The sequence below is a fragment of the Nonomuraea sp. GTA35 genome, assembly GCF_041950525.1.
Classification (GTDB): Bacteria; Actinomycetota; Actinomycetes; order Streptosporangiales; family Streptosporangiaceae; genus Nonomuraea.
The window spans coordinates 349,474-370,647 of sequence record NZ_JBGNUV010000014.1 but is presented as its reverse complement, the minus strand read 5'-3'; the positions used below and the strand labels follow the sequence as shown (position 1 = coordinate 370,647).

20 protein-coding genes and 1 pseudogene are annotated in these 21,174 nt (G+C 70.4%); 12 read left to right on the top strand and 9 right to left on the bottom strand.

Annotation, left to right across the window (positions count from 1 at the left end):
- Positions 1 to 745: 745 nt before the first annotated feature.
- The 6 genes and pseudogenes from ACBJ32_RS46005 to ACBJ32_RS45980 form a co-directional block, all read left to right on the top strand.
- Positions 746 to 871 (top strand): annotated as a pseudogene (locus tag ACBJ32_RS46005) (CocE/NonD family hydrolase C-terminal non-catalytic domain-containing protein); the annotation flags it as partial.
- Positions 872 to 1,303: 432 nt separating this feature from the next.
- On the top strand, positions 1,304 to 1,966 hold the full coding sequence (locus ACBJ32_RS46000) for a response regulator transcription factor (RefSeq protein ID WP_375132239.1): 663 nt from the start codon (positions 1,304 to 1,306) through the stop codon (positions 1,964 to 1,966).
- Positions 1,957 to 3,249, top strand: coding sequence for a sensor histidine kinase (locus ACBJ32_RS45995; protein ID WP_375132234.1), 1,293 nt, complete (start codon positions 1,957 to 1,959; stop codon positions 3,247 to 3,249). Before ACBJ32_RS46000 ends, ACBJ32_RS45995 begins: the two co-directional genes overlap by 10 nt.
- 20 nt (positions 3,250 to 3,269) lie before the next feature.
- On the top strand, positions 3,270 to 3,569 hold the full coding sequence (locus tag ACBJ32_RS45990; RefSeq protein ID WP_375132233.1) for a hypothetical protein: 300 nt from the start codon (positions 3,270 to 3,272) through the stop codon (positions 3,567 to 3,569).
- A gap of 47 nt (positions 3,570 to 3,616) precedes the next feature.
- Complete coding sequence (locus tag ACBJ32_RS45985) at positions 3,617 to 3,817, top strand: hypothetical protein (protein ID WP_375132232.1); 201 nt, start codon at positions 3,617 to 3,619, stop codon at positions 3,815 to 3,817.
- A 1,304-nt stretch (positions 3,818 to 5,121) separates the two neighbouring features.
- Positions 5,122 to 5,664, top strand: a complete 543-nt coding sequence (locus ACBJ32_RS45980; protein ID WP_375132231.1) for a hypothetical protein — start codon at positions 5,122 to 5,124, stop codon at positions 5,662 to 5,664.
- 107 nt (positions 5,665 to 5,771) lie between these two features.
- On the opposite strand, the gene ACBJ32_RS45975 is transcribed toward ACBJ32_RS45980, so the two are convergent.
- Positions 5,772 to 6,098 (bottom strand): integrase core domain-containing protein, encoded by a 327-nt coding sequence (locus ACBJ32_RS45975; RefSeq protein WP_375132238.1) that lies wholly within the window; start codon positions 6,096 to 6,098, stop codon positions 5,772 to 5,774.
- Positions 6,099 to 6,349: 251 nt separating this feature from the next.
- Complete coding sequence (locus tag ACBJ32_RS45970) at positions 6,350 to 7,798, bottom strand: amidase (RefSeq protein ID WP_375132230.1); 1,449 nt, start codon at positions 7,796 to 7,798, stop codon at positions 6,350 to 6,352.
- Between the two features lie 83 nt (positions 7,799 to 7,881).
- Between ACBJ32_RS45970 and ACBJ32_RS45965 the strand changes: the two genes are divergently transcribed.
- Entirely contained in the window at positions 7,882 to 8,478 is a 597-nt protein-coding gene (locus tag ACBJ32_RS45965) for a TetR/AcrR family transcriptional regulator (RefSeq protein ID WP_375132229.1), read from the top strand.
- A gap of 403 nt (positions 8,479 to 8,881) precedes the next feature.
- Here ACBJ32_RS45965 and ACBJ32_RS45960 read toward each other — a convergent pair whose 3' ends face one another.
- On the bottom strand, positions 8,882 to 9,496 hold the full coding sequence (locus ACBJ32_RS45960) for a TetR/AcrR family transcriptional regulator (protein WP_375132228.1): 615 nt from the start codon (positions 9,494 to 9,496) through the stop codon (positions 8,882 to 8,884).
- A 271-nt stretch (positions 9,497 to 9,767) separates the two neighbouring features.
- On the opposite strand from ACBJ32_RS45960, the gene ACBJ32_RS45955 reads away from it, so the two are divergent.
- The gene (locus tag ACBJ32_RS45955; protein ID WP_375132227.1) at positions 9,768 to 10,790 is read left to right on the top strand and encodes a hypothetical protein; all 1,023 of its coding nucleotides are present in this window, start codon (positions 9,768 to 9,770) and stop codon (positions 10,788 to 10,790) included.
- Positions 10,791 to 11,692: 902 nt separating this feature from the next.
- Positions 11,693 to 11,851: a hypothetical protein gene (locus tag ACBJ32_RS45950; RefSeq protein WP_375132226.1), complete on the top strand. Its 159-nt coding sequence runs from the start codon at positions 11,693 to 11,695 to the stop codon at positions 11,849 to 11,851.
- Between the two features lie 426 nt (positions 11,852 to 12,277).
- On the opposite strand, the gene ACBJ32_RS45945 is transcribed toward ACBJ32_RS45950, so the two are convergent.
- A complete protein-coding gene (locus tag ACBJ32_RS45945; protein ID WP_375132225.1) occupies positions 12,278 to 12,871 on the bottom strand; it encodes a hypothetical protein in 594 nt (197 codons plus the stop codon).
- Positions 12,872 to 13,309: 438 nt separating this feature from the next.
- Positions 13,310 to 13,660 (bottom strand): hypothetical protein, encoded by a 351-nt coding sequence (locus ACBJ32_RS45940; protein ID WP_375132224.1) that lies wholly within the window; start codon positions 13,658 to 13,660, stop codon positions 13,310 to 13,312.
- A gap of 451 nt (positions 13,661 to 14,111) precedes the next feature.
- Between ACBJ32_RS45940 and ACBJ32_RS45935 the strand changes: the two genes are divergently transcribed.
- Positions 14,112 to 14,711, top strand: coding sequence for a transglutaminase domain-containing protein (locus ACBJ32_RS45935; protein WP_375132237.1), 600 nt, complete (start codon positions 14,112 to 14,114; stop codon positions 14,709 to 14,711).
- A 250-nt stretch (positions 14,712 to 14,961) separates the two neighbouring features.
- Complete coding sequence (locus ACBJ32_RS45930; protein ID WP_375132223.1) at positions 14,962 to 15,261, top strand: hypothetical protein; 300 nt, start codon at positions 14,962 to 14,964, stop codon at positions 15,259 to 15,261.
- A gap of 70 nt (positions 15,262 to 15,331) precedes the next feature.
- On the opposite strand, the gene ACBJ32_RS45925 is transcribed toward ACBJ32_RS45930, so the two are convergent.
- The 3 genes from ACBJ32_RS45925 to ACBJ32_RS45915 form a co-directional block, all read right to left on the bottom strand.
- Positions 15,332 to 17,281 (bottom strand): hypothetical protein, encoded by a 1,950-nt coding sequence (locus ACBJ32_RS45925; protein WP_375132222.1) that lies wholly within the window; start codon positions 17,279 to 17,281, stop codon positions 15,332 to 15,334.
- 748 nt (positions 17,282 to 18,029) lie between these two features.
- Positions 18,030 to 18,434, bottom strand: coding sequence for an ASCH domain-containing protein (locus ACBJ32_RS45920; protein ID WP_375132221.1), 405 nt, complete (start codon positions 18,432 to 18,434; stop codon positions 18,030 to 18,032).
- A 322-nt stretch (positions 18,435 to 18,756) separates the two neighbouring features.
- Positions 18,757 to 19,737, bottom strand: a complete 981-nt coding sequence (locus ACBJ32_RS45915) for a helix-turn-helix transcriptional regulator (RefSeq protein ID WP_375132220.1) — start codon at positions 19,735 to 19,737, stop codon at positions 18,757 to 18,759.
- Positions 19,738 to 19,834: 97 nt separating this feature from the next.
- On the opposite strand from ACBJ32_RS45915, the gene ACBJ32_RS45910 reads away from it, so the two are divergent.
- Entirely contained in the window at positions 19,835 to 20,581 is a 747-nt protein-coding gene (locus ACBJ32_RS45910; RefSeq protein ID WP_375132219.1) for an SDR family oxidoreductase, read from the top strand.
- A 201-nt stretch (positions 20,582 to 20,782) separates the two neighbouring features.
- Here the strand turns inward: ACBJ32_RS45910 and ACBJ32_RS45905 are convergent, their stop codons facing one another.
- A complete protein-coding gene (locus tag ACBJ32_RS45905; RefSeq protein ID WP_375132218.1) occupies positions 20,783 to 21,145 on the bottom strand; it encodes a hypothetical protein in 363 nt (120 codons plus the stop codon).
- Positions 21,146 to 21,174 lie beyond the last annotated feature (29 nt).

Sequence of the window (21,174 nt, the reverse complement as noted above, 5' to 3'; positions counted from 1 at the left end):
GGCGTCCCTACCCACCGCCTCTGCCGACCAAGGTGTGGATCAACCAGCCACTCGCGACACCCCAGACCGACGCTTCACCACAAACCACGCAAGTAGCCTGATGTCTCAGCCGGTTTGACAGCTTCCGTCCCGGCACTCCGGGCCATACCGTAGCGCACCGCGGCTCGCGACCAGGACAAGTCGGCCCGTGCCGAACACAGGTGGTTGATGTCCGGCCGCGTCGCAGTGGTGGTCCAGTGCGCCTTCGGATCCTCGATCGCGGTTCGCTGCTGGCGCGGCGTCCGTTGCTGGTATCCAGTGATCATCTGTGCACGGATCGCTCACCTGCTTGCACAGCTGCCTGGCTGGAAGCTGCGCGTGTTCGGGAGATCGGGCACGTGACACCGGCGGCGGTTCCGGACGTGTACGCCGAGGCGGTCTTCGAGCAGCTCAGGACGCCAGCCTGTTAGGTCCCGCAAGAAGACGTGCCTGCCTACGTGCTGCCAGGCACCGTGTGTAGCGTGACCGTGCCGCGATGCAAACCGACATGATCAGGCCGACAGCACTGACTTCCCTCTCACTGACCATATGGTTAGCATGCTGTCCATGCGATCAGCCGAGGATGATGTGACCGCACGAGCCCGAATCAGGAACGCCTGGCGCACACCGACTTCTACGTGCGCGTCAGCGACGTGGCGCCCTCGGGCGCGATCACGCATGTCTCCGACGCGCTGCCCGGTGCGCCGCCGACCGGCCGATCGACGGGATGGACGAGATCGAGCTGGCGCCGGTGGCTCACCGGTTCCAGCGCGGCCACCGCATCCGGGTGCAGGTCGCCAGCGCTGCCTACCCGCGCTGGGACCGCAACCTCGGTACCGGTGAGCCGCCCGCCACCGCGAGCGCGATGCGCGTGGCCGACCAGCAGGTTCATCACGCCCCCCGCCGGCCCTCCGGAAGCCGCAGGAACGTGCCCACCCTTGCCGCGGAGCAGGCGCGTCCCCGCGCTTCCCTGCCCCTTGCGCCGGCCGTCGACGTACAGCTCGCCGATGGCCCCCACCACGCCGTCGGTCTTCGCCAAGTCATCCATCGCCTGCTGGACGTCTCCCGGTTTGACCTCCACGGCGGCGGTGGCGGATGCGTGGAGACCCAACGCCGGCATGGCCGATGCCAGCCCGGTCATGCCGGCCGTTCGTGCACGGCTCATCTCGTCGTGATCCTTTTTCATGGGGATTTCGAGGGTGATCACATCTACCGGCCGCTGCTTATCGGCGGGCGATCGGCGGACCATATGTGGCCCATATGCGGACGTTGTGATACTGCCCGGATGCGTGTGCTCCTGGTCGAAGACGAGCAGCCCCTGGCCGGTTACATCGAGGCCGGGCTGCGCAGGCACGGTTTCACCGTCGACGTCGCCCTGGACGGTCGAAGCGCGCTGGACAAGTGCGAGCTCACCCCGTACGAGGTGGTGGTCCTGGACCGGGACCTGCCCGTCGTGCACGGCGACCAGGTCTGCCGCCGGCTCGCCCAGCGGGGCGAGTCGCGGGTGCTGATGCTGACCGCCTCCGACGCGGTGGAGGACCGGGTCGGCGGGTTGATGCTGGGGGCGGACGACTATCTGGGCAAGCCGTTCGCGTTCTCCGAGCTGGTCGCCCGGGTGCACGCCCTGGTGCGGCGCAGCGCGCCGGCCCGCCCGCCGGTACTGCGCGCGGGCGGGGTGAGCCTGGATCCGGCCCGGCGCAGCGCCGAGCGGGACGGGCGGCTGCTGCGGCTGACGCCCAAGGAGTTCGGCGTGCTGCAGCAGCTGCTGGCCGCCGGCGGCGACGTGGTCAGCGCCGAGACGCTGCTGGAGCGGGTGTGGGACGAGCACGCCGACCCGTTCACCAACGCGGTCCGGATCACCGTCGGCACGCTGCGCCGCAAGCTCGGCGACCCGCCGCTGGTCGAGACCGTCATCGGCGCCGGCTACCGGATCGGCCCGTGCGGCTGACGGCCCGCGCCCGGCTCGCCCTGCTGCAGACCGCGCTGGTGCTGGCTGCCGGGGCCGCGCTGACCGGGCTGACCTACCTGCTGATGAAGCGGCGCCCGGCGCTCGTCACCCACCTGGACCCGGACGGCCCCGACCCGCGCAGCACGCTCCGGCTGATGCCGCCGCAGCCGCAGGACCTGCGCGATCTCGCCGACCGGGTGCAGGCCGACACGCTGTCCGCGCTGTTGCCCCAGGCCGCTCTGGCGCTCGTCGTGGTGACCGTCCTGGCCGCCGTGCTGGCCTGGCTGGTGGCCGGCCGGGTGCTGCGGCCGATCCGGGTGATCTCCTCGGCCGCCCGGCGGCTGTCGGCCGAGAACCTCACCGAACGGGTCCCGGTCACCGCCCCGGCCGACGAGCTGTCCGCTTTGGCGGGCACGGTCAACGACATGCTCGACCGCATCCAGCGTGGCGTCGCCGAACGCGACCGGATCCTGGACAGCCAGCGGCTGTTCACCGCCAACGCCGCCCACGAGCTGCGCACCCCGCTGACCACCGCCCGCACCGCCATCGACGTCACCCTGGACGGCCAGCCCGGCCGGGACGAGCTGCTCACCATGGCCGGCGACGTCCGCGACGCCGTCGAGCACATGCAGCGCGTCCTGAACGGGCTGCTGCTGCTGGCCCGCAGCCAGGCCGGAGCCGGCGCGCAGGAGGCGGCCGACCTGGCCGCCATCACGGCAGCCACCCTGGCCACGGCCGAGGAGCAAGCGGCAGCCGCCGGCATAGCCATCCGCGCACGGCTGCGGCCCGCACCGGTCACCGGCGAGCCCGTCCTGCTGGAACGCCTGGTCGGCAACCTGGTCGACAACGCGCTCCGCTACAACCACACCGACGGGCACCTCACCGTCGAGACGTCCACCGTCGAGACGCGCACAGCGGGCGCACGCGCCGTGCTGCGGATCAGCAACACCGGCCGGGAGATCCCGCCCGAGCAAGCGCAGACGCTGCTGGAACCGTTCGTGCACGGGCACGGCACCCGCGTCCGCACCGACGGCCCGGGCCTGGGCCTGGGACTGTCCATCGTGCACGCGATCGCCCATGCCCACCAGGGACACATCACGATCACGGCCCGCCCAGGCGGCGGCCTCGGCATCACCATCGACCTCCCGCATCACTCACGGGCCGCAGAGCGGCCGGCACGACGACCCGCTGCGGTCACCGCACAGCCGGCGTCCGTGATGCGTGCGGCACCACCGGGGAGCCGTCCCGCTGAATGTACTGATCACCAGCCGGGCGCCGGCTGACCGCCCTGCCCGCGGCCTGGATGATCGAGGTTCCGGTTCTGTCGTCCAGTGACATACTGGACCTGTTGCGCCGCATCATCGGTCCCCAGCGGACAGCACAGGCGCCGCAAGACGCCGACATGCCGGTTCAGTTGTGCGGCGGCCTGCTACTGGCGGTGCGCCTCGCCGGAGCGAAACTGGCCGCCCGGCCGCATGGGAGCCTGCATCAGCTGGTGACCCGGCTGAGCAACACCCGCAGCAGCCTGGACCATCTCGGCCATGCTCGGCTTCACGGTGGACGAGGAGTTCACCTACGACACCTGCTGCCGGTGGCCGGCTGACCTCGGCGGCGGGCGCCGGCGAGGCCGACCGGGACCAGGACGGCTATGTGGGCGTCCATGAGCCGTACGACTTCGTCTACGACAAGGTGCGGGCGGTCATGCCCAGCCAGACGCCGGGCAAGTGGACGTTCGACGTTCAGGGAGACCTGATCATCGCACGGCGCGGCCGTCCCGTGGATCGGCCCGCGCCGTCGCCGACCGAACTGCAGGAGGCCATCGACCAAGATCAGGGAGGGCGCGATCGGTGAGCTGGCGCGGTTACGGCACAGCCGCCACGCCGGGCTCGCGCTTGCGGCGCGGCTGGCCCTGCAGGAGCTGGCCGACGACGACAGCCGCTGGGCCGCCCGCCGACGACGTGCGGGCCGACCACGTTCCCGCGGCGCCGGACGACGGTGCTCGCGCCGCCGTGTCGGCTCCCGGCAGAATTTGGCTGTGGCTCCTGATCGCAGCGGCATTCGGGGCCGGCCTGTTGCCACAGGGCCGATGGCGCACCGCGAGCCTCGGCGCGGCCGCCGGTCTGGCGGCAGTGCACCTGGGCGTGTTCGCCCATTTCGAGGCGGCCTTTCGCCGCGACGAACTGATCTTCATCACGGTATCCGGGCTGCTTCTCCTGCTGATCGCGTGCACTGAGACGGCCCTGGCCCAGCCAGGCAGCCGGCTGTGGAGAGCCGCCGGGGCCGTTGGCGGGGCACTCACGCTGGTCGTGATCGTCATCAACCTGCAGTTCCCTCAGGACATGAGGGACGATCCCGGCGAGGAGACCCCTTGGCTGGTGGTGTTCTCGGCGGTCGCCCTCTTGCTCGGGTTCCTCCTGACACGCGTGGTTCTGCGCTGGCGAGCGGGCCAGCTACGGCGCGAGCCTCGGCCGCGATTCGTTCTGCGGACTCTCGGCGGATGCCACCAACGGGCCAGGCGGTGCCCGACACCTCGACGGCCATCAAATGCCGGTGCAGCCGCCGCCCGCCGGCGCGCACGGCCTTGGCGGCGGCAGGGTCGACGAGGTCGATCATCGCAGCGGCGAGCATCCACCGCGACCTCCACCGGGCGATCGCGATGCCCCGATCGGCGCTGGTCACGGCATTGCGCATGTCCGCCCGCAACTGGGGGAGTGTGGTGTTCAGGCTTGCTGCCGCCTGACGCGCCAGCCGCCGGCCCGGCCACGCTTTGACCCGGAGCCTTCCCCATCGCCTGGCGCCACCGGTGATGGCCGCGGCCACCTCAGCCCAGGTGATGCTTGCACGCATGTCCCGGACCCTACGCGCGAGCGCCCCAACAGAAGATCAAAAACGGCTCCCGCCACCATCAAGACGACGTTCCCGTCTTACAGACGTTCCAGTCAGGTCGACCCTGCCGGGTGGTGTTCGGAGCGCAGCGGGGCAACGAGGACTGGCAGAACACGGCCCATCGGCTGGCTGTGCCTGATCTGTGCAGGAGCCTGGCCTGCTGCGGACCCCTGATCTGGGAGGCCAGCAGGTGGTGATCGGCGACCTGGGCCGATGGTTCGCTAGGCTCGGCGCATCACCCTGCTGGCCCCCGATCGACCAGGAGAAGCATGCACCTTGCCCACGACGGCGATGAAGGCCTTCCTGCGGAGGTGTCCGCGGACCTGTTTCGGCTTCTTACGGGAGGCTGGGCCATCACCGGCCTGCAGCTCGCCAGCGGAGAAACTGGTCTGGCGTACCTGGTCAGCGCCTCAGCGGGGGAGTGGTCGCTGCTGTCCAGCTATCCTCGCGGTGCCGGGATCGCCGCCGCATGGACGGCCAGCTTGTACCGGGGCCTGGATGAGTACATCGTCCTTGATCGGCAAGAGTTCATCACCATCGTCGGTGGAACGCACAATGACCTGATGCGTGCTTGGGCGAGCAAGGAGCACCAGCTCGAGGTGCCGGAGGAGCACGAGGACGGGCCGGCAGGCGATGAGCCAGCCGGGGCCGACGGCTTGGAGCGGCTGAGCTTCGCTGGCTTCATGACCATTCGAGGCAACAGCGCCGTCTACGCCGAACTGCTCGGCCGCAAACAGCAGTTCGGCCGTTTCGTCATCAACGCTGAGGCTCTGCTCGGCCTTGATGAGGGTTCGTTCATCGAGGTCAGCTGAGCTGCGTTGATGCTCACGCGCAGACCCGACGCATGCCGCCTGCCCCGAGGTGTGTCAGAGAAAATGCACCAGATCGGGCTGGAAATACCCATCAGCCGCGAGAAGGGTTATGGGGGCTCTTGACGTAGTTGGCGTCGGGTCGCAACTCGGGCCTCGTGTGCGGTCTTCAGCCCGGCGCGGCGGGCGGCGCGAATCGCCTCGCCGCGGCCGTGGTGCTCGTCGTCGGGCGTGACGTAGCCGATGCCCTCATGCAGCCGCACCTCGTTGTAGAACGTCCGGATCGCGTCCAGTTCGGCCTCCAGCTCGCCCGGGTCGGTGATCTTGTCCAGGTGTGGATGCTCGTCCTTGACGTGCCCGAACAGAGACTCGATCCACGCCTGGCCGTTCGGGGTGCCGGGCCGGCCGAAGTGCTGGGCAATGCGCGCGCCGGCCATGAACACCCGGGTGGCACCAGTAGAGCGCGACCTGACGTGCCGGGCTCGTCAACGCATGGGCAACGACCGGACGCGGGAGCTACTGCAGGCGAATCGACTCAGCCGCGTGCCGTGGCAGTCGGGTTTCTCGCACGCCTTCACCCTTCGTGATGGAGCCGAGACCTCGACCTCGCGGTCCTGTGGTTCCGCATGTCGGAATCATCTTCTTCCTGGCAGTCCGGCATGGTCATGCATCCGGGAACCGTGCACCGCTACACGGCCTGGCCTCCTGCCCACACCGTGGGGGTTCGGCCCGACCACGGGCTTGCCTGTTCGAGTTGCCCGGCGACGCGGAAGAGGCGGCCTTCGTGCCCGTACCCGGCGGCGAACTGCATCCCGATCGGGAGGCCCGTTCCGGCGTCGGCCGTCATGGGCACGGACATGGCGGGCGTGCCCGCCACGTTGAACGCCGTGGTGAACGGCGAGAGGTCGAACAGGCGGCGGAGCCAGCCGAGGCCGTCCAGTTCGTCCGCGGCCTCGGCATGGGTGCCCAAGGGCACGGGAAGCTCCGGCAGGGTCGGCGTGAGCAGCAGGTCGTGAGCGTCGAAGTACCGTGCCAGGCTTCGAGCGATCCGGTTCCGGATCGCGAGAGCGGTGACGAACTGGGCGCCGCTGACCCGCTGCCCGTAGTAGTAGCTGGCGAGGATGGGCGGCTCCAAGGTCGAGGAGTCGATAGGCCGGCCCGTGGCGGTGGCCAGCTCGTCAATCGAGGCCGTCAGGTTCGCCGTCCACTGATGGGCGCTGGCCAGGACGAACTCTTCCCAGTCCGCCCCGAGGTCCACCTTGACCTCCTCCACCCGGTGGCCGAGGGATTCGAGCAGGTGCGCGGTGCGGGAGACAGCGCCGGCCACGGGTGCGGTGGTGCGGTGTCCGCCCCATGCCTGGGTGAGGACGCCGATCCGGAGCGAGCCGGGATGGCGGGTGACTTCCTCGGCGTACGGCCGGGACGGTTCCTGGGCGAAGTAGGGGTCGCCCGGTTCCGGGCCGCGGATCTGGTCGAGCAGTGCCGCGCTGTCGCGTACCGTACGGCTGACGCTGCCGTGCACGGCCAGGCCGTTGAAGATCTCGTCGGCGTAGGGGCCCGCGGAAACCCGGCCACGGGTGGGCTTCAGCCCGAAGAGGCCGTTGCAGGAGGCGGGAATGCGGATCGAGCCGGCGGCGTCGGTGGCGTGCGCGATCGGGACGACCCCGGCGGCGACGGCCGCGCCGGCACCGCCGCTGGATCCGCCCGCGCTGCGCTCCAGGTCCCAGGGGTTGCGGGTCGCGCCGTACAGCACGGGTTCCGTGGTGTTGCTGTAGGCCATCTCCGGTGTCGTGGTACGCCCGAACGTCACCAGGCCGGCACGGCGAAAGCGGCGCATCAGGAAGGAGTCGGCGCCGGAGACGTTGCCGGCCGCCAGACGGCTGCCCAGCTCCATGCGCCTCCCGGCCATGGAGACGCCGATGTCCTTGATCAGGAAGGGGACTCCGGCCAGCGGTGTGCTGCCGGGGGCGGGCTCGTCGTCGGCCTGCCAGGTTTCCACGATGGCGTTGATCTGCGGGTTGACCGCTTGCGCGGCCTCGTGTGCGGCTGCTTGGAGTTCGGCGGGGCTCACCTCGCCCTTGGCCACCAGTTCGGCGAGCCCGATCGCGTCGAAGCTCACGTACTCGGTCACTCTCACTGTCTCTCCCTCGAAAATGATACCGGCGAGTCTCTGACGATACCCAACGGTATCGCTTGGAACGGACTGGTACCATAGCGGGCATGGCAGCGACCGTCAGAAGGCCGAGCAGGGTGGCGAAACTGCCGCCTCGCGAGCGCATCCTCGACGCGGCGGAAGAGCTCTTCCAGAGCGAGGGGATCCGGCGGGTAGGCGTCCAGGCGATCGCCGAGCGGGCCGAGACCACCAAAATGGCGATCTACCGCCACTTCGCGACCAAGGACGCGCTGGTCGCGGAGTGGCTGCGGATCGTCGCCGCCGACTACCAGGCGGCCTTCGACCGGGCCGAAGCCGAACATCCCGACCGGCCCCGGGAGCAGATCCTGGCCCTGGCCCGCTTCATCGCCGAAGGATTGCCGGCGATCTCGTACCGGGGCTGCCCGTTCATCAACTCCCTCGCTGAACTGCCCGATCGCTCCCATCCCGCACGGCAGGTGATCGAGGAGCACAAGGCGCTCCAGAACCGCAGGCTGGTCGGCATGTGCGCCGCGGCCGGGTTGCCCGACCCTGAGCAGGCCGCAGCCGAGATCACCTTCGCCCTCGAAGGCGCGCAGGTCAGCGCGCACAACGGAAGCATCGCTCAGCCGGGCGATCGGCTGATGAGGATCGTGGAGGGGATCGTGGATCAGGCGATCCGGTAGCCGGCTCCGCGTGCCGTCGCGATGATCGGCGGGTCGCCGGGCGCAAGCTGCGCAGCGCCATGACCGCGCATCTCAAGACCGAGCCCGTCACGGCTCAGCTCCCAAGGGGACCTCCAGCCTTTCGATTCGGTGGTCAGTGGCGAAGGCCGCGAAACGAATGGAGCCGCCGTCCAACGACGTCTTCGACGACACGGGTGATCTTGTCCTCGACACCGTTCCGATCAGGGCGTCCATTGCGATGACGCGATGAGCTGTCTCAGGGGACAGGCCGGCGGCGAGCGTGTCGTCGAGGAGTTCCGCGGCGGTGAGCTCGGTATCGGCCCCTCCGTTCCGGAAGATGTCCTCAGCGTCACGGAGGGTCGGCGTGTTGGATCGCCCGCGCTGAACGGCGGGTGGACCGTGTTCAGGGCAGGGGGGTGAGCGCGTCCTTCAACGCCGCTCGCGCGCCGCTCAGGGCATGACGGAGCTGGTCCGGTCTACGGCGGATCTGGGCCAGCAGGAGGCCGCCCTGGATGGCGGCCATGGTGAGGTCGGCCAGCTCCGTCACGTCCACGTCCGGGCGCAGCTCGCCCGACTCCTGCATCCGGCGCAGGCCCGCGATGAGAGGGGCCTCCCAGCGCGCGAAGGCGTCCACGAACGCCTGCCGGGTGAGGTCGTCCTGGCCGCTGAGCTGGCTGGCCAGCGAACCGATCGCGCAGCCGCCCACCGCGTCCTGCCGCGTCCCGTTGGCCACGATGGCGTCGAACCAGCGGTCGATGCCGGCCAGCGAGTCGACCTCCAGGAGCAGCGGTTCCTGTGCGGCCAGCACCGTGTCCACGGTGGCATGGACCACGGAGCGGATGAGATCGTCCCGGTCGTCGAAGTAGTGGTAGAGCTGGCTCCGGCCGACCCCCGCGGCGCGTTCGACATCGTCCAGCGTCACCGCCGCGACCCCGTGCCGCTGGATGAGCTCCGCTGCCGAATCGAGGATGCGCCCTCGGGTCGCGCGGCCCCGCGCGGTGGTCGGGATGTTTCCCATGGAGCCTCCTCCGATGTTCTGTATCTCATCGTACAAACGTTCTGTACTCGCCGATACAGTCTGTGGTAGACCTTTCTGTACTGAGCGATACAGTCTTTGGCGGGCAGGTGGAAGGAGAACCTGCCCGCCATCTCACCCGTCCAGCTCTCCGCGCTGGACACCAGGATCACCGGCCGCGTCTCCGAGTCGGCGTCGCGCAGGCACGATCGCGCTTGAGCAGCGCGCCGAGCATCGGGGACCCTCCCCATCCCGCATCACCGAAAGGGCAACCATGTTCCTCCACCAACCCACCGTGCTCCGGCGGCGCGCCGCCACGCTCGGCCTGGCCGCCCTGCTCACCGCGGCCCCGGCGGCCCTCACGACCCCGGCCCCGGCCTCGGCCTTGGCCTCCACTCCGACGCACCCCCGCTACGCTGCCGGCACCCGCCTGAGTGACGTGCGCGTCCTCGCCCGGTTCGACCGGGCGGCGGGGCAGGCCGCCGAGAGCATCGCCCTGGAGCCCGGCGGCGGCGCGGTCATCGGCATGATCCCTGGCCGTCAGGTGGTGCGGGTCGCGAGGGACGGGGCCGTCCAGGTACTCGTCACCATGCCGCTGCCTCCGGGCGGCGGCGGTACCACCCCCGTCATCGGGGACCCCGTGGTCACCGGGGTCGCCCGCTCGGACAGCGGCGCCGTGTACTTCCTCTACTCCTCCGGGCAGGGCGGACTGACCGGGATCTGGCAGGTCCGTCACTCCGGTGCGCCGCAGCTCGTCGTGCCGCTGCCTGCCGACACCATGCCGAACGCACTGGTCATCGACGGCGAGCGGGACCGCTTCCTGGTCACCGACTCCACCGGCGGGCGCATCTGGCAGGCCCCTCTGCGCGGCGGCGAGGCCACCGTGTGGTCGGCGGACCCGGTCCTGGCGCCCGGCGCCTTCTTCGGCGCCAACGGAATGAAGATCCACGACGGCGCCGTGTGGGCGAGCAACTCCGACCACGGCACCATCGTGCGCATCCCGGTGACCAAGGGCGGCGGCTCCGGCCGCGCCGAGGTCCGGGCCACCGGGCTGCAGGGCATCGACGACTTCGACTTCACCGGTAGGGGCACCGAGATCCTCGCCGCGATCAACCAATCCAGCAAGCTCGTACGGGTGGCCGCGGACGGCACCCACGAAACCCTGCTGGACGCCCAGGACGGCATGCAGGGGACCACAGCCGTCGCCGTCCGAGGACATCGGGCCTATGTGACCAACGGCGCCAACCTGGTCGGGAACGACTCGAACCTGCTGCTGGCGAAGCTCCAGCGGCGCTGATGGCCCTCGGCCTCCGAAGGGGTCCCAGCCCCGAAGTAGGTGACCAATCATGCCCGCCCTGCCCGAGTGCTGGTGATGCCCGCCCCGTGACCCCGCGTATGCGGCTGCGGGACGTTGCCATGACCATCGGCATCACCGAAGGCAGCGAACCCGCATGGCCATCCCCGAGTACGTCTCCGAGGCCGTCCATCGGGCCAGGGCCGCCAGAGGCGACCTCGCTGCTGGACCACTCCGCGGCCGAGTGGCGAGCTGGATGCCCGCGAGGCCGTTGAGACCCTGGGGTCTCGGCCCAGCGCCACCCCCTCAGGCGCCCGTGCAGCCCCCATCGCAGGAAGGACCGCACGCGGAGAGCATCGACGGCTGGCCCAGGACTGGGTCAGTTCCGCGCACAGACCACTACGGCCGTGCCGGGCAGCCGCCGCCCGGTTCATCCGCCGCGTGACACCGAGGCGGGACCGACAGATGACACGAGGCTACGGAGGATTCCAGTGACAGCCCGCACCTGGGAGGAGATGGGGCGGGAGGATGCACGGACAGGGCGCTTACGTCATCTGCTCACCGACTACAGCCTCTCGGTGGACTACCTCTTCGCCGCGACCACAAGAGTAAGAACTAGGTGACGGGGCCGATATCTCAAGGTGACCAGCGGCTCAGCGGCTCCGGCACTAATCTGGATCGCAGTGAGGGGAGTAGGACCCCGCGACAGCCTCGTCATCACGGTGCAGCCCCACTCCATAGGGGCCCCCGGGGCTGCCGGTTCTCACACCGGGCCTGGCTCGGGCTGAGAACGACCGAGACCTCCGGCTTCGTTGGCATGCGTGCCAAGGCCGGAGGTGCCTCCATGGAGACAAGGAGAAGGCCCCACTGGCTGAGGCAAGCCAGTGGGAAAGGACCCCCGTCCTGTGCACGCCTTCATCGAGATAGCCGGAGACCTTGCCGGCGTATTCGGGGTGCTTCTTAGCCTCCCCAGCTCGATCATCGCTCTGAAGCACCTCAAGCGACACCAGGAAGACGGCAAGCACGTCGCTCCCAGCGATGACCCGGAAACCACCGACCAGTAGCGCGCTGTACTTCAGCATCGCTCCAGGCGGGCAGAGTGGTGGCCTCCATCATGTCGGTTACCACGCTGCCCGGCTCCGGAGCGCGGCCGGTCCAGGCCGTGAGCGCGGCCGGCACCGTCGTCGGTCGTTGACGTCCAGCCGGACCATGCGGCCGTGCGGCTGCTCGACGAGGTCGCCGCTTGCGGACCCGCAGCAGCGATACCGCCCGAGGGGAGCCGGACACGACGCCGACCGTGTCGGCCGCCTCCGGCCTGGGCTCGCCGACCGTGACGGCGTACGCGACGCCGTCGATGCAGCCGTACACGCGTTCCATGCTCACGCTCCCTGCTGCTCGCCGTAGGCGACTGCCCCGGTCTGCGCCGGACGGCCTCCGCCCCGACACCGCTGCCGGCGCTCGGTGGATCACCTGGAGTACCGCCTGAGCTCTCATTTCCATTCGGTGGTGCACCAGGCATAGCGCCGGGTCTTCGGGTGGACCTGGCAGGCCTTGAAGTCGATCCGGTTGGCAGTCCTTTGGAACCAGCCCTTGACCGTTCTCTTCTTCTGGTTGCCGCAGGCCACCCAGTGGTTCCAGTTGCTGTAGACCTTGCCGTCCATCCGGACGAGCGCGCCGACGCATCGTCCGTCCGGCCGGTTGTCGTAGACCTCGGCGTTGATGTAGAGCTCATAGGGCGCTCTTCCATGCCACCACACGCTGCCCTTGAACGAGCCGGCCAGGGACTGGAACGGATTGAATCCCGTTCGAGCTCTTGCGTTGAAGCTGCGGCCGGGCGCGCCCATGGTGGCCGCCTCGTCTTCTTCGGGGATGGTCGCCGTGACCGGTAGTTCCGGTGGGTCGTCGTCTTCGACCGGCATCGGCGGGTCGGTGAAGTAGCCCCGCAGCTCGAATCCGATGGTGCTCTCCGCCTGGTCGTGGTTGACGCTGGAGATGTCCGGGTCGCCGTCCTCGGCCGGAGAGGCGGTGAGCCAGCCCTTGTCCGTGGGTCTGCGGGCCTGGATGGTGAGCGCGGCGGAGGCCATCGTCTTGTCGCCGAGGTCGATCCCCCGCGTGACATCGAAGGTGACGGACGCGCCGGGGGCTAGGGGGCTGGGTGCCGCCGCCCGGCACGCCGGCGCCGGTGAGGGTCTCGACGATGATCCTGGGCGCGACGCTGACATGGCCCGCGCCGTCCTCTTCCGCCGGCGCCTTGAAGTAGCCACGAAGGGTGAGCGCCACGTGTACGGTGCCGCTGCCGCGGTTGTCGAGGATCACTTTGCCGCTGCCGGTCACCTGGGCCACGGTGAAGCTGCTGTTGGTCTCGCCGGGGACGTAGTCGACCGTTGCCACGTTGTCGCCCGGCTGGTCGGAGGGGTGCAGGCGCAGCCAGCCCCGCCGGCCCTGGGACCAGGCCACGACGTTAAGCGCGACCGCGTTGACGCCGGCTTCGGGGATGCCTGCCTGCCCGGCGACGTCGATCGTCACCGACGCATCGGCCGGATGGGCATGGCCTCGTGGACCGGGGATCCGGTGACATGACCGGGCCGGGTGTCGTACAGAGGCTCGGCGCCGACCGGGTAGTACTCGTTGCCCGCCTGGGCGTCCGCGGCGCTGAGGAAGTAGCCGCGGACGGCGACCACGATGTGCACCGGGCTGTCGCTGTTGTTGACGACGGAGACCATGCCGGTGCCGGTGAGGCGGGTGAAGTCCTCGCCCGTGACGTTTTCGCCCGGATAGAAGGTCAGCGTCGACACCGTGGCCGGGGCATCGGAGGGGGGCACGGTGAACCAGCCGGGCTGTTCCGCGCCGATCGCGGTGATGTTCAGGGCCACCGCCGACACCCCGGAAGCCCGAACGCCCGCTTGGCCGCCGACCGGGAAGGTGACCTGGCTTTTTGCCCGGCGCCTTGGCGGAGCCGACGCCGCCGGTCCCGTTACGGGTGTCCGCGAGTACGGCCGCAGGCACGGCCACGAACTGGTCCCCCGTGGCCTCGTCGGCCCTGGGGATGGATCGACGAGTTCGCCGTCAGCAGCGAGATCGTGGCGGCGGAATTATTCGGCACCTCTGACCAGGCAGGCAAACAAGTCCCTTTCAGTGAAGGGCTTCTGTCCTCCGGCGAAGGCAATCGCGTAACCCTGCCTCGGACGAAGATATGATCATTGAGTGAAGCCGGCGTGCTTGCGATCACGGGACGTTGGTGCGGCCGTTTCTCCACGGACAGCAGTCGCGGGAAGTTCGGCGGCCACACCGATCCTCGACTGGCGGCATCCTCGGGTGCAGGCGATGTTGACCGAGTGCCGGGACGTCGGTCCCGAGGCAGAGCGAGCACTCCTGATCACGGCCCACCAACTCATCGCAGCCCGCGTGAGCCCGGTATACGCCATGAACGAAAAACAGGCTGTCTCGACGACCCTGAGGCTCGGACGCGGTTCGTGCAGTCAGAGATTGGCGCTGCTTGAGGCCGTGGCACGCGGCTGCGGGATCGCCACTCGAGTCAGAGGATTGCTGCTCGATGGGCGCTTTTGGCACCCGCGGTTCCCGCGGCTGCGTGCCCTGATCCCCCGGCACGTGGTGCTGGCCTGGCCGGAGTTCGTCCTCGATGGTCAGTGGGTGGCCGTGTCCGAACTCCATGGTGATCTGGGCACGCTGCGAGCGGGAGGCCGATTCACCAACACAGGTGGCGAGACGCTCTTCGACGCGATCGCGCGCACTGCCGTGGACTGGGACGGCAGCACCTGCTCCTCATGCGACCTGTCAGGACACGTCCTGGCCGATCTGGGCCATTTCGACTCCCGTGACGACCTGTTCAAACAGCACGGTCAAACCTTGTGCCTGCCGGTTCGCATTCCTGCAGACCTCATCATGAGTCGTCGGGCGGCTTGAGACGCGTCCTTGAGGCACCACCTTGCCCTGCAACCTCGATGGATACGGTGAGGAGTTCGGTCACCGGCCCGTAAGTCTGCATCTGGCGTTGCGGGCCTTGCCGAATGCAAGCGGCGGCACAGCGAACGGTGGGCAGGTGCCAACCGGTAGGGGGCTCCTCGGGCATGCGGGTCTATGTACGCGGCGAGGGACCCGACTCTGTAGCAGAACCCGTACGCCGACAGGGAGGGGCCGAGTCTGGGTGGCGGGTATGCCGTCACGGAGACTGCTTGAGCGCGAGCGGTACGCCAACTACCTCGACCGGCCCGAGCACCTGGTGGCCGTGACCGCCCGCTCCAACCGGCCGAAGGCCGACAAGGACCCCGCGGCCTGGCTGCCGATCGAGGGTGTGCGCTGCCGCTACGTCGCCGAGTGGGTGGCCGTCCGACGGCACTGGCAACTCAGCGTGGGCGCCGCGGAGAAGGCCAAGCTTGTCGAGGTCGCGCAAGGCTGCCCGAACGCTCCCCTGGCCCAGCCTTCCTGGACCGGGGGAGTTCACGAATCGGGTTGACCCGGGGCGGAGTAGTGCTCAGCAGATCGCCTCCCGCACTGGATGGGCGCCCCGTGGTAGATACTCGCCCTCAGTCCTTCAGCTTGCTGAGGGCGATGGTCTGAGCGGCGGCCTCGACGCTCGCGACGACGTCGAGACGCCCCCAGCGGACGGGCCAGGTGAAGCGGCGGTCGACGGTCCAGGCCAGGACGGCGTCGAGGTCGTCCAGGGGGTCCAGGTGGTCCTCGTCGGCGACCACCAGGGCCGCGGCGGGACCGACGGCCGGGTCGGCGATGGCGCACCACGAGGAGTCCGCCAGAGGGAAGGCGTCGGTCCGGAACATCCCGTACAGGGTCGCGCAATCGTCGTCGAGCGGACTCCGCTCACTGTCGAAGTAACGGCCGAACACGAAGTCGCCCAGCACGGCGCCGGTCAAGGCGCCGACAAAGCGGAGGGTCTGCGCGCCGATCAGCGCGAGCACGCCGTCCGCGCCCCACAACACCGCCTGCGTCCCGTCCGGCGCCTCGATCGACCCGACCCGGGCCGGTTCGCCGCCCAGTGACCACACCTCCGCCCGCCCGTCCGCGGTCAGGCACGCGGCGAAGTCCCCGGCGCTCTCCCAGGCCCAGGGCCGCTCCTGGCCGTCGTAGAAGTACCGGCCGATGCGCTTGGTGGTGGCGATGGGCAGGTGGTACTGGTGACGGCCGCGCGCGTCGTGAATGTCGACACCGCCGCCGTTCTCCACCACGACCGCCAGCCGGGCCTCGGTCCCGCGCATGCCCCAGTGCAGCGACCCCTCGGCCTGGTCCACGGGGTCGCCCACCGGCCGCCCGGTGCCGGCGTCGAGGACGGTCAGCCGGCGCGGGCGGCCCGGCGTCAGCGCCGCGGCGAACCGGTCGTCCGGGCTCCATGCGACGGGGCCGGCGGTGAGCGCCAGCCAGCGCATTCGTCCGCCCGGCAGATCGACCACGGCGGCCCAGGTCTCGTTGTCCCCAAGCAGCCGCCCGCCGTCGCCGGACCAGCGCACCCGGCGGAAGGAGAAGTAGTCGTTCTTGAGCCGCTCCTTCGCCTCCTCCGGCAGCGGTTCGGTCAGCATGGCCGGCTCGGGGCCTGTGTTGTGGAGGCGGTAGTCGTTGTAGAAGACCTTGCCCTCGTCCAGCGCCGCGACGCAGCCCATCATCTCGTGCTCACTGTTCATCGAGATGTAGGCCCGCCGCCCGTCGGGGGCGAGGGCGAAGATGGCCGCGGCGTCGTACCCGTCCGTCACATCCGCGCTCCCGTACGGATTGGTACGCGCGCCGAACGGGTCCCACACCCCGACGTTGTTGGTGCAGAACGCCAGCGCGACCCGGGTGCCGTCCGCGGACCACTGCACGGTGTCGCGGCGGCCGGGCCAGCCGACGCCGTACATGATGTCGATCGTGTTGACGAGGCGTCCCGTGGCCATCTCCCACACCTGCAAGGGGCCGGGGCCGTCGTACTGACCCTCCGCCGGCCCCCGGCCCGTGGCAAGGTAGCGGCCGCACGGGCTGAGCGCGTAGTCCTGAAAGCCGCCGCCGAACATGGTGTACGGGTGACGCAGGCGTGCTCCGCGCTCGCGCAGGCGCTCGGTGACCAGCAGGTGCGCACCGGTGACGCCGTGCCGCTCTTCCACGCCGGCCAGGAGGGCGCGCAGCGTGAGCAGGTCCCGCTCCGGCTCGAACGCCGGCCAGTCGGCCTCCTCCAGCAGGCGGAGCAGGGCCGCGGGATCGTCCTGCACCGCTTCCAGGTCAGCATGCCCGGGAAAGTTCCCGGACCCCGTACGCCCGGCCCGCGAGGCCAGCAGTTCCTCCACCGGCAGCACCGGCACCCCCAGCCGCTCCGCCGCACGGACGCGCTCGTTCGGGTAACTACCGTCGTACCCGTCGAACACGATGTCCACGGAATGCGACACCTGGTCCACGACGGTCGCCCCGGCCCCCTGAAGCCACATCCTCAGCTTCGCGGCGGACTCGGTACGGAAGCTGCCGGCCACGACGACGGTCTTGCCTCGAAGATCCATAGCTGCGGAGGATAGACGAACCACGCAGCGTCATATGACTCAAGTGAGGCCGGGCCGCGCCGGCACCGTCCGGTCATGCGCATCCCACGGACCGAGCAGTTCCTCCCGGACTTGTTCAAGGAGGCTACGGCCATCCCCGTCGCCCGGCATCACAGAACCTCCTGGGACATGCCCTGCCAGGGGACACGGGGATCGACGAGCATGTGAACGAAAAGTCGCGTTAGCGTGCCGGTCGCAGGCGGCTTGGCGTGACCTTCCGCACCGAGGCAGCTCCAGTCGGGCAACCACTCCCACGATCAACACCATCGTCGGCGAGGTCGGCCCGCCTGCACGACGCCCAGCCCCGGACTTGACCGCAAGCTCGGCATGTTGCGTCCGCACGCCGCCCGGGGCGCTCCCCGGCTACATCGAGGCTCTGTGAGCCGACGCTGATTCGCGGTGCGTCACGCCCGGGGCGCGGCCATCCGTGGTCGATGCGGGCGAGCTGCTGTCGATCTCGCTGCTGCTACGGGCTGGCCCCCTGGTACGGGCTGCCCTGGCGGTACTCGGGGGTCGCGGCTACCGGGGAGGATCGGGTGCCAGGCTCGCCGAGCACCCACCGCCGCCCCCCCGCGCAGCTGGGGTCGCCTGCGCAGATGTTCTGTGGTCAGCGTCGCAGCGGGTGTGGACCACGCTCCGCCGGTGCTGTTGGGTACGGCACGCCCGGTCCCGGCGACCGGCCCAACCCGGCGGCGTGTGAGCGGAACGGCTAGCGTGCGTGGCTGACCAGGCGATAGTAGACGCAGACCACCGTCGTGGAGTCGTCCACCTCCTGACCTTCGCCGGCCCAGTAGCGGCGGTGGGCCTCACGCCAGTGGCTGATGGAGCGGAACCCCTCTCCCTCTGCCTCGGCGAACTCCCAGGTGACCTGGGAGAACGGCACGAGCTGGACGTCGACGACCTCGAGTTCGGCCACCTTGGCCCCCGAGTCGTCCACCAGGGCCAGGCGTTCGCCGACGTGCTCCAGCGGCTCGTCCTCCGCATGATAGTCCAGCTCCGGCAGCCCGGCCGTTGCCCGCTTGACACCCGCGAGCGTCAGGTCGGTCAGGCGCTTTCGCATCTCCCCCGGCGCGCCCAGCTCCAGTACGCGCAGCCCATCGATTCGTCCCCACACGCCGTTGATCATAGAGGTCGGCGGGGACGATGGTGGCGCCGCACCCGAGCACGCCGGTTGCGTAGATCCAGCTCTTCCACCTGCAGAGCCAGGACCCCCTCCGCGCGGGCTGCGCTCGTAGAGGCGGCGTCACAGGGGGCCGCTCCCGAAGGGAGCCAAGCACAGCCACAAGTGCCTGGACGTCGCCTGGGCGCGGGCACGACAACGGGTGTAGCTCACGAGCCGCACCCAGCTCCGACTCCGGGATCAACTGGTGGAGGTGGAAGCGGTCCTGGACCATGCCCTGCGGTCCGATCCACGTGCCAGCCGGGGCTCAGGGGGCTCACGGAGGGTCAGCGGGCGCGCCCACCGAGCCGCAGCGCGCCGCCACCCCCTCCAGCTCGCGCAGCAGCTCCGGCGGGCCCTCGACGGTGAAGTCGAACCCGAGCGCGGCGAGATAGACGGCCAGCGCGAGCGGCGTGGCCGCCCCCATGTGCAGCCGGCACGTGCCGGCGTCGACGTGCTCGACCCGGGCGACGGGCGGGATCCGCTCGGCGACGACCTCGGCCGGCGCGTGCACGGTCGCCACGGTCCGGCACGGCCCCAGCATCGAGGCGACGCCCCTGGTGACGTAGCAGATCACGTCGCCCTCCGGCAGAGGCCGGTCGGCGAAGACCGGGCCGGGCGGAGTGCGCGGCGTGAGCCGGTCCACCCGGAACGAACGCCAGCCCTCCCGGTCCACGTCCCAGGCGACGAGATACCAGCGACGCCCGGTGGAGACCAGGCGGTGCGGCTCGGCGTCGCGCACCGTCGCGTTGCCGTCGTGGTCGCGGTAGTCGAAGCGCAGCCGCCGCCGGTCCCGGCAGGCGGCGGCCAGGGTGGCCAGCACATCCGGATCGACCTCCGGGCCGCCGCCGGGCGCCGGCACCGTGTACGCCGCCAGCGCCGCCAGGCGGGGACGCAACCGCGCCGGCAGCACCTGCTCCAGCTTGGCCAGGGCACGCAGCGACGTCTCCTCGATGCCGCCCACGGTGCCGGCCGCCGCGGTGCGCAGGCCCACGGCGACCGCGACGGCCTCCTCGTCGTCGAGCAGCAGCGGCGGCAGCCGGGCGCCGGGCCCCAGCCGGTAACCGCCAGCGGTGCCCGTCGTCGCCGACACCGGGTAGCCGAGCTCGCGCAGCCGTTCGAAGTCGGTGCGGATCGTGCGCGTGCTCACCCCGAGCCGCTCGGCCAGCTCCGGGCCCGGCCAGTCGCTGCGCGACTGCAGCAACGACAGCAGGCGAAGCAGCCGGCTCGCCGGGTCCCGCGTCCCTCTCGTACTCATGCGCCCATCATCCCGGACGTTGCGGAAGCCGGACTTCCGCGAGGGGTGCCATGGTGCCGCCATGCCGACGGAATCGGAGAGAAGGGAAACCGGTGTGATGAGCGGTGGAAGGCGCATGGCCGCGGTGGTGACGGGTGGCTCGCGCGGGATCGGGCGGGCCGTGGTGGAGCGGCTGGTGCACGACGGCGCGACCGTCGTCTTCAGCTACACGGCCGGAGAGCGGGCGGCCAAGGAACTGTGCGAGTCGCTCGGCGGCCGGGCCACGGCCGTGCGCGCCGACGCGGCGGACCTCGGGCAGGTGGAGGAACTGTTCGCCGCGGCCGACGAGATGTTCGCCGCGGCGGACGCCGGACCGCTGCGGGCCCTGGTGAACAACGCTGGCGTCATCGCGCACGCGCCGATCGACGAGGTGACGCCGCAGGTGTACGACGAGGTGATGGCGGTCAATGCCCGGGGCGCGTACTTCACCCTGCGGGCAGCGGCGCGCCGGATGGCGGACGGCGGACGCATCGTGAACATCTCCACCACCGGCACGGCCTGGCCCAGCCTCGGCGAGTCGGTCTACGCCGCCAGCAAGGCCGCGCTCGAACAGGTCACCCGGGTCGCCTCCCGGGAGCTCGGCCCGCGCCGGATCACCGTCAACTGCGTCTCCCCCGGTGCGACCGACACCGACCTGCTGCGGGCGGGCGCGCCGCCGGAGGTGTTGCAGACGGTGGCGCACATGACGGCGCTGGGCCGCCTCGGCACGCCCGCCGACATCGCCGCCGTCGTCGCGCTGCTGCTCAGCCCCGATGCCGGCTGGCTCACCGGCCAGAACCTGCGTGCCGACGGCGGTCTCGTCTGACAGCAGCCGACCCGCGCGCCCCCTGCGGTGTCGGGACTCGGTGGCACCGCCGCCGGAAGCCGCGCCGCCGTGCCGTCCATGCCGTTCACAAACGGCCGCACCGCCGGGCCGTGCGTACCGGTCAAGAGGCCGTGCGTGCCGGTACGCCGGTGGCCCCTCATGCCCGTCGCCAGGGGGCCACGGCGCTTGGCCGCCACCGCCCTACGCCGTGCTCGGCGAGCTGGCCGGTGAAGGTGTCGGTTGCAGGGTGGAAGCTGCCTGCCGACCGGGCGCGCACGTACGCGCCCGGTCGGCAGGCATGCCGGGCAGGCGATACGGGCCGGGCAGATCGCGGTGGCGATGGGACTGCCGGATGAGGCCGCCAAGCGGGAAGGGCTGCGGTCCAAGCTGAAGCGGCTGGTGGAACGCGTGTCGGGCGCGTCCCTGGTCGAGCACCACGGCGAACGCGAGGTCGTTCTCGGGCTCCTCCTCTTGCTCCCGGGCGGAGCACTCCGGGTGGTGGCCGTACACCACGTCACGCGGCGACACGGTGTTGTTCGACTCCAAGAGGAGATTGAACGCCATGGGGTGCGCATTCCGCACGGCTTGTGGGG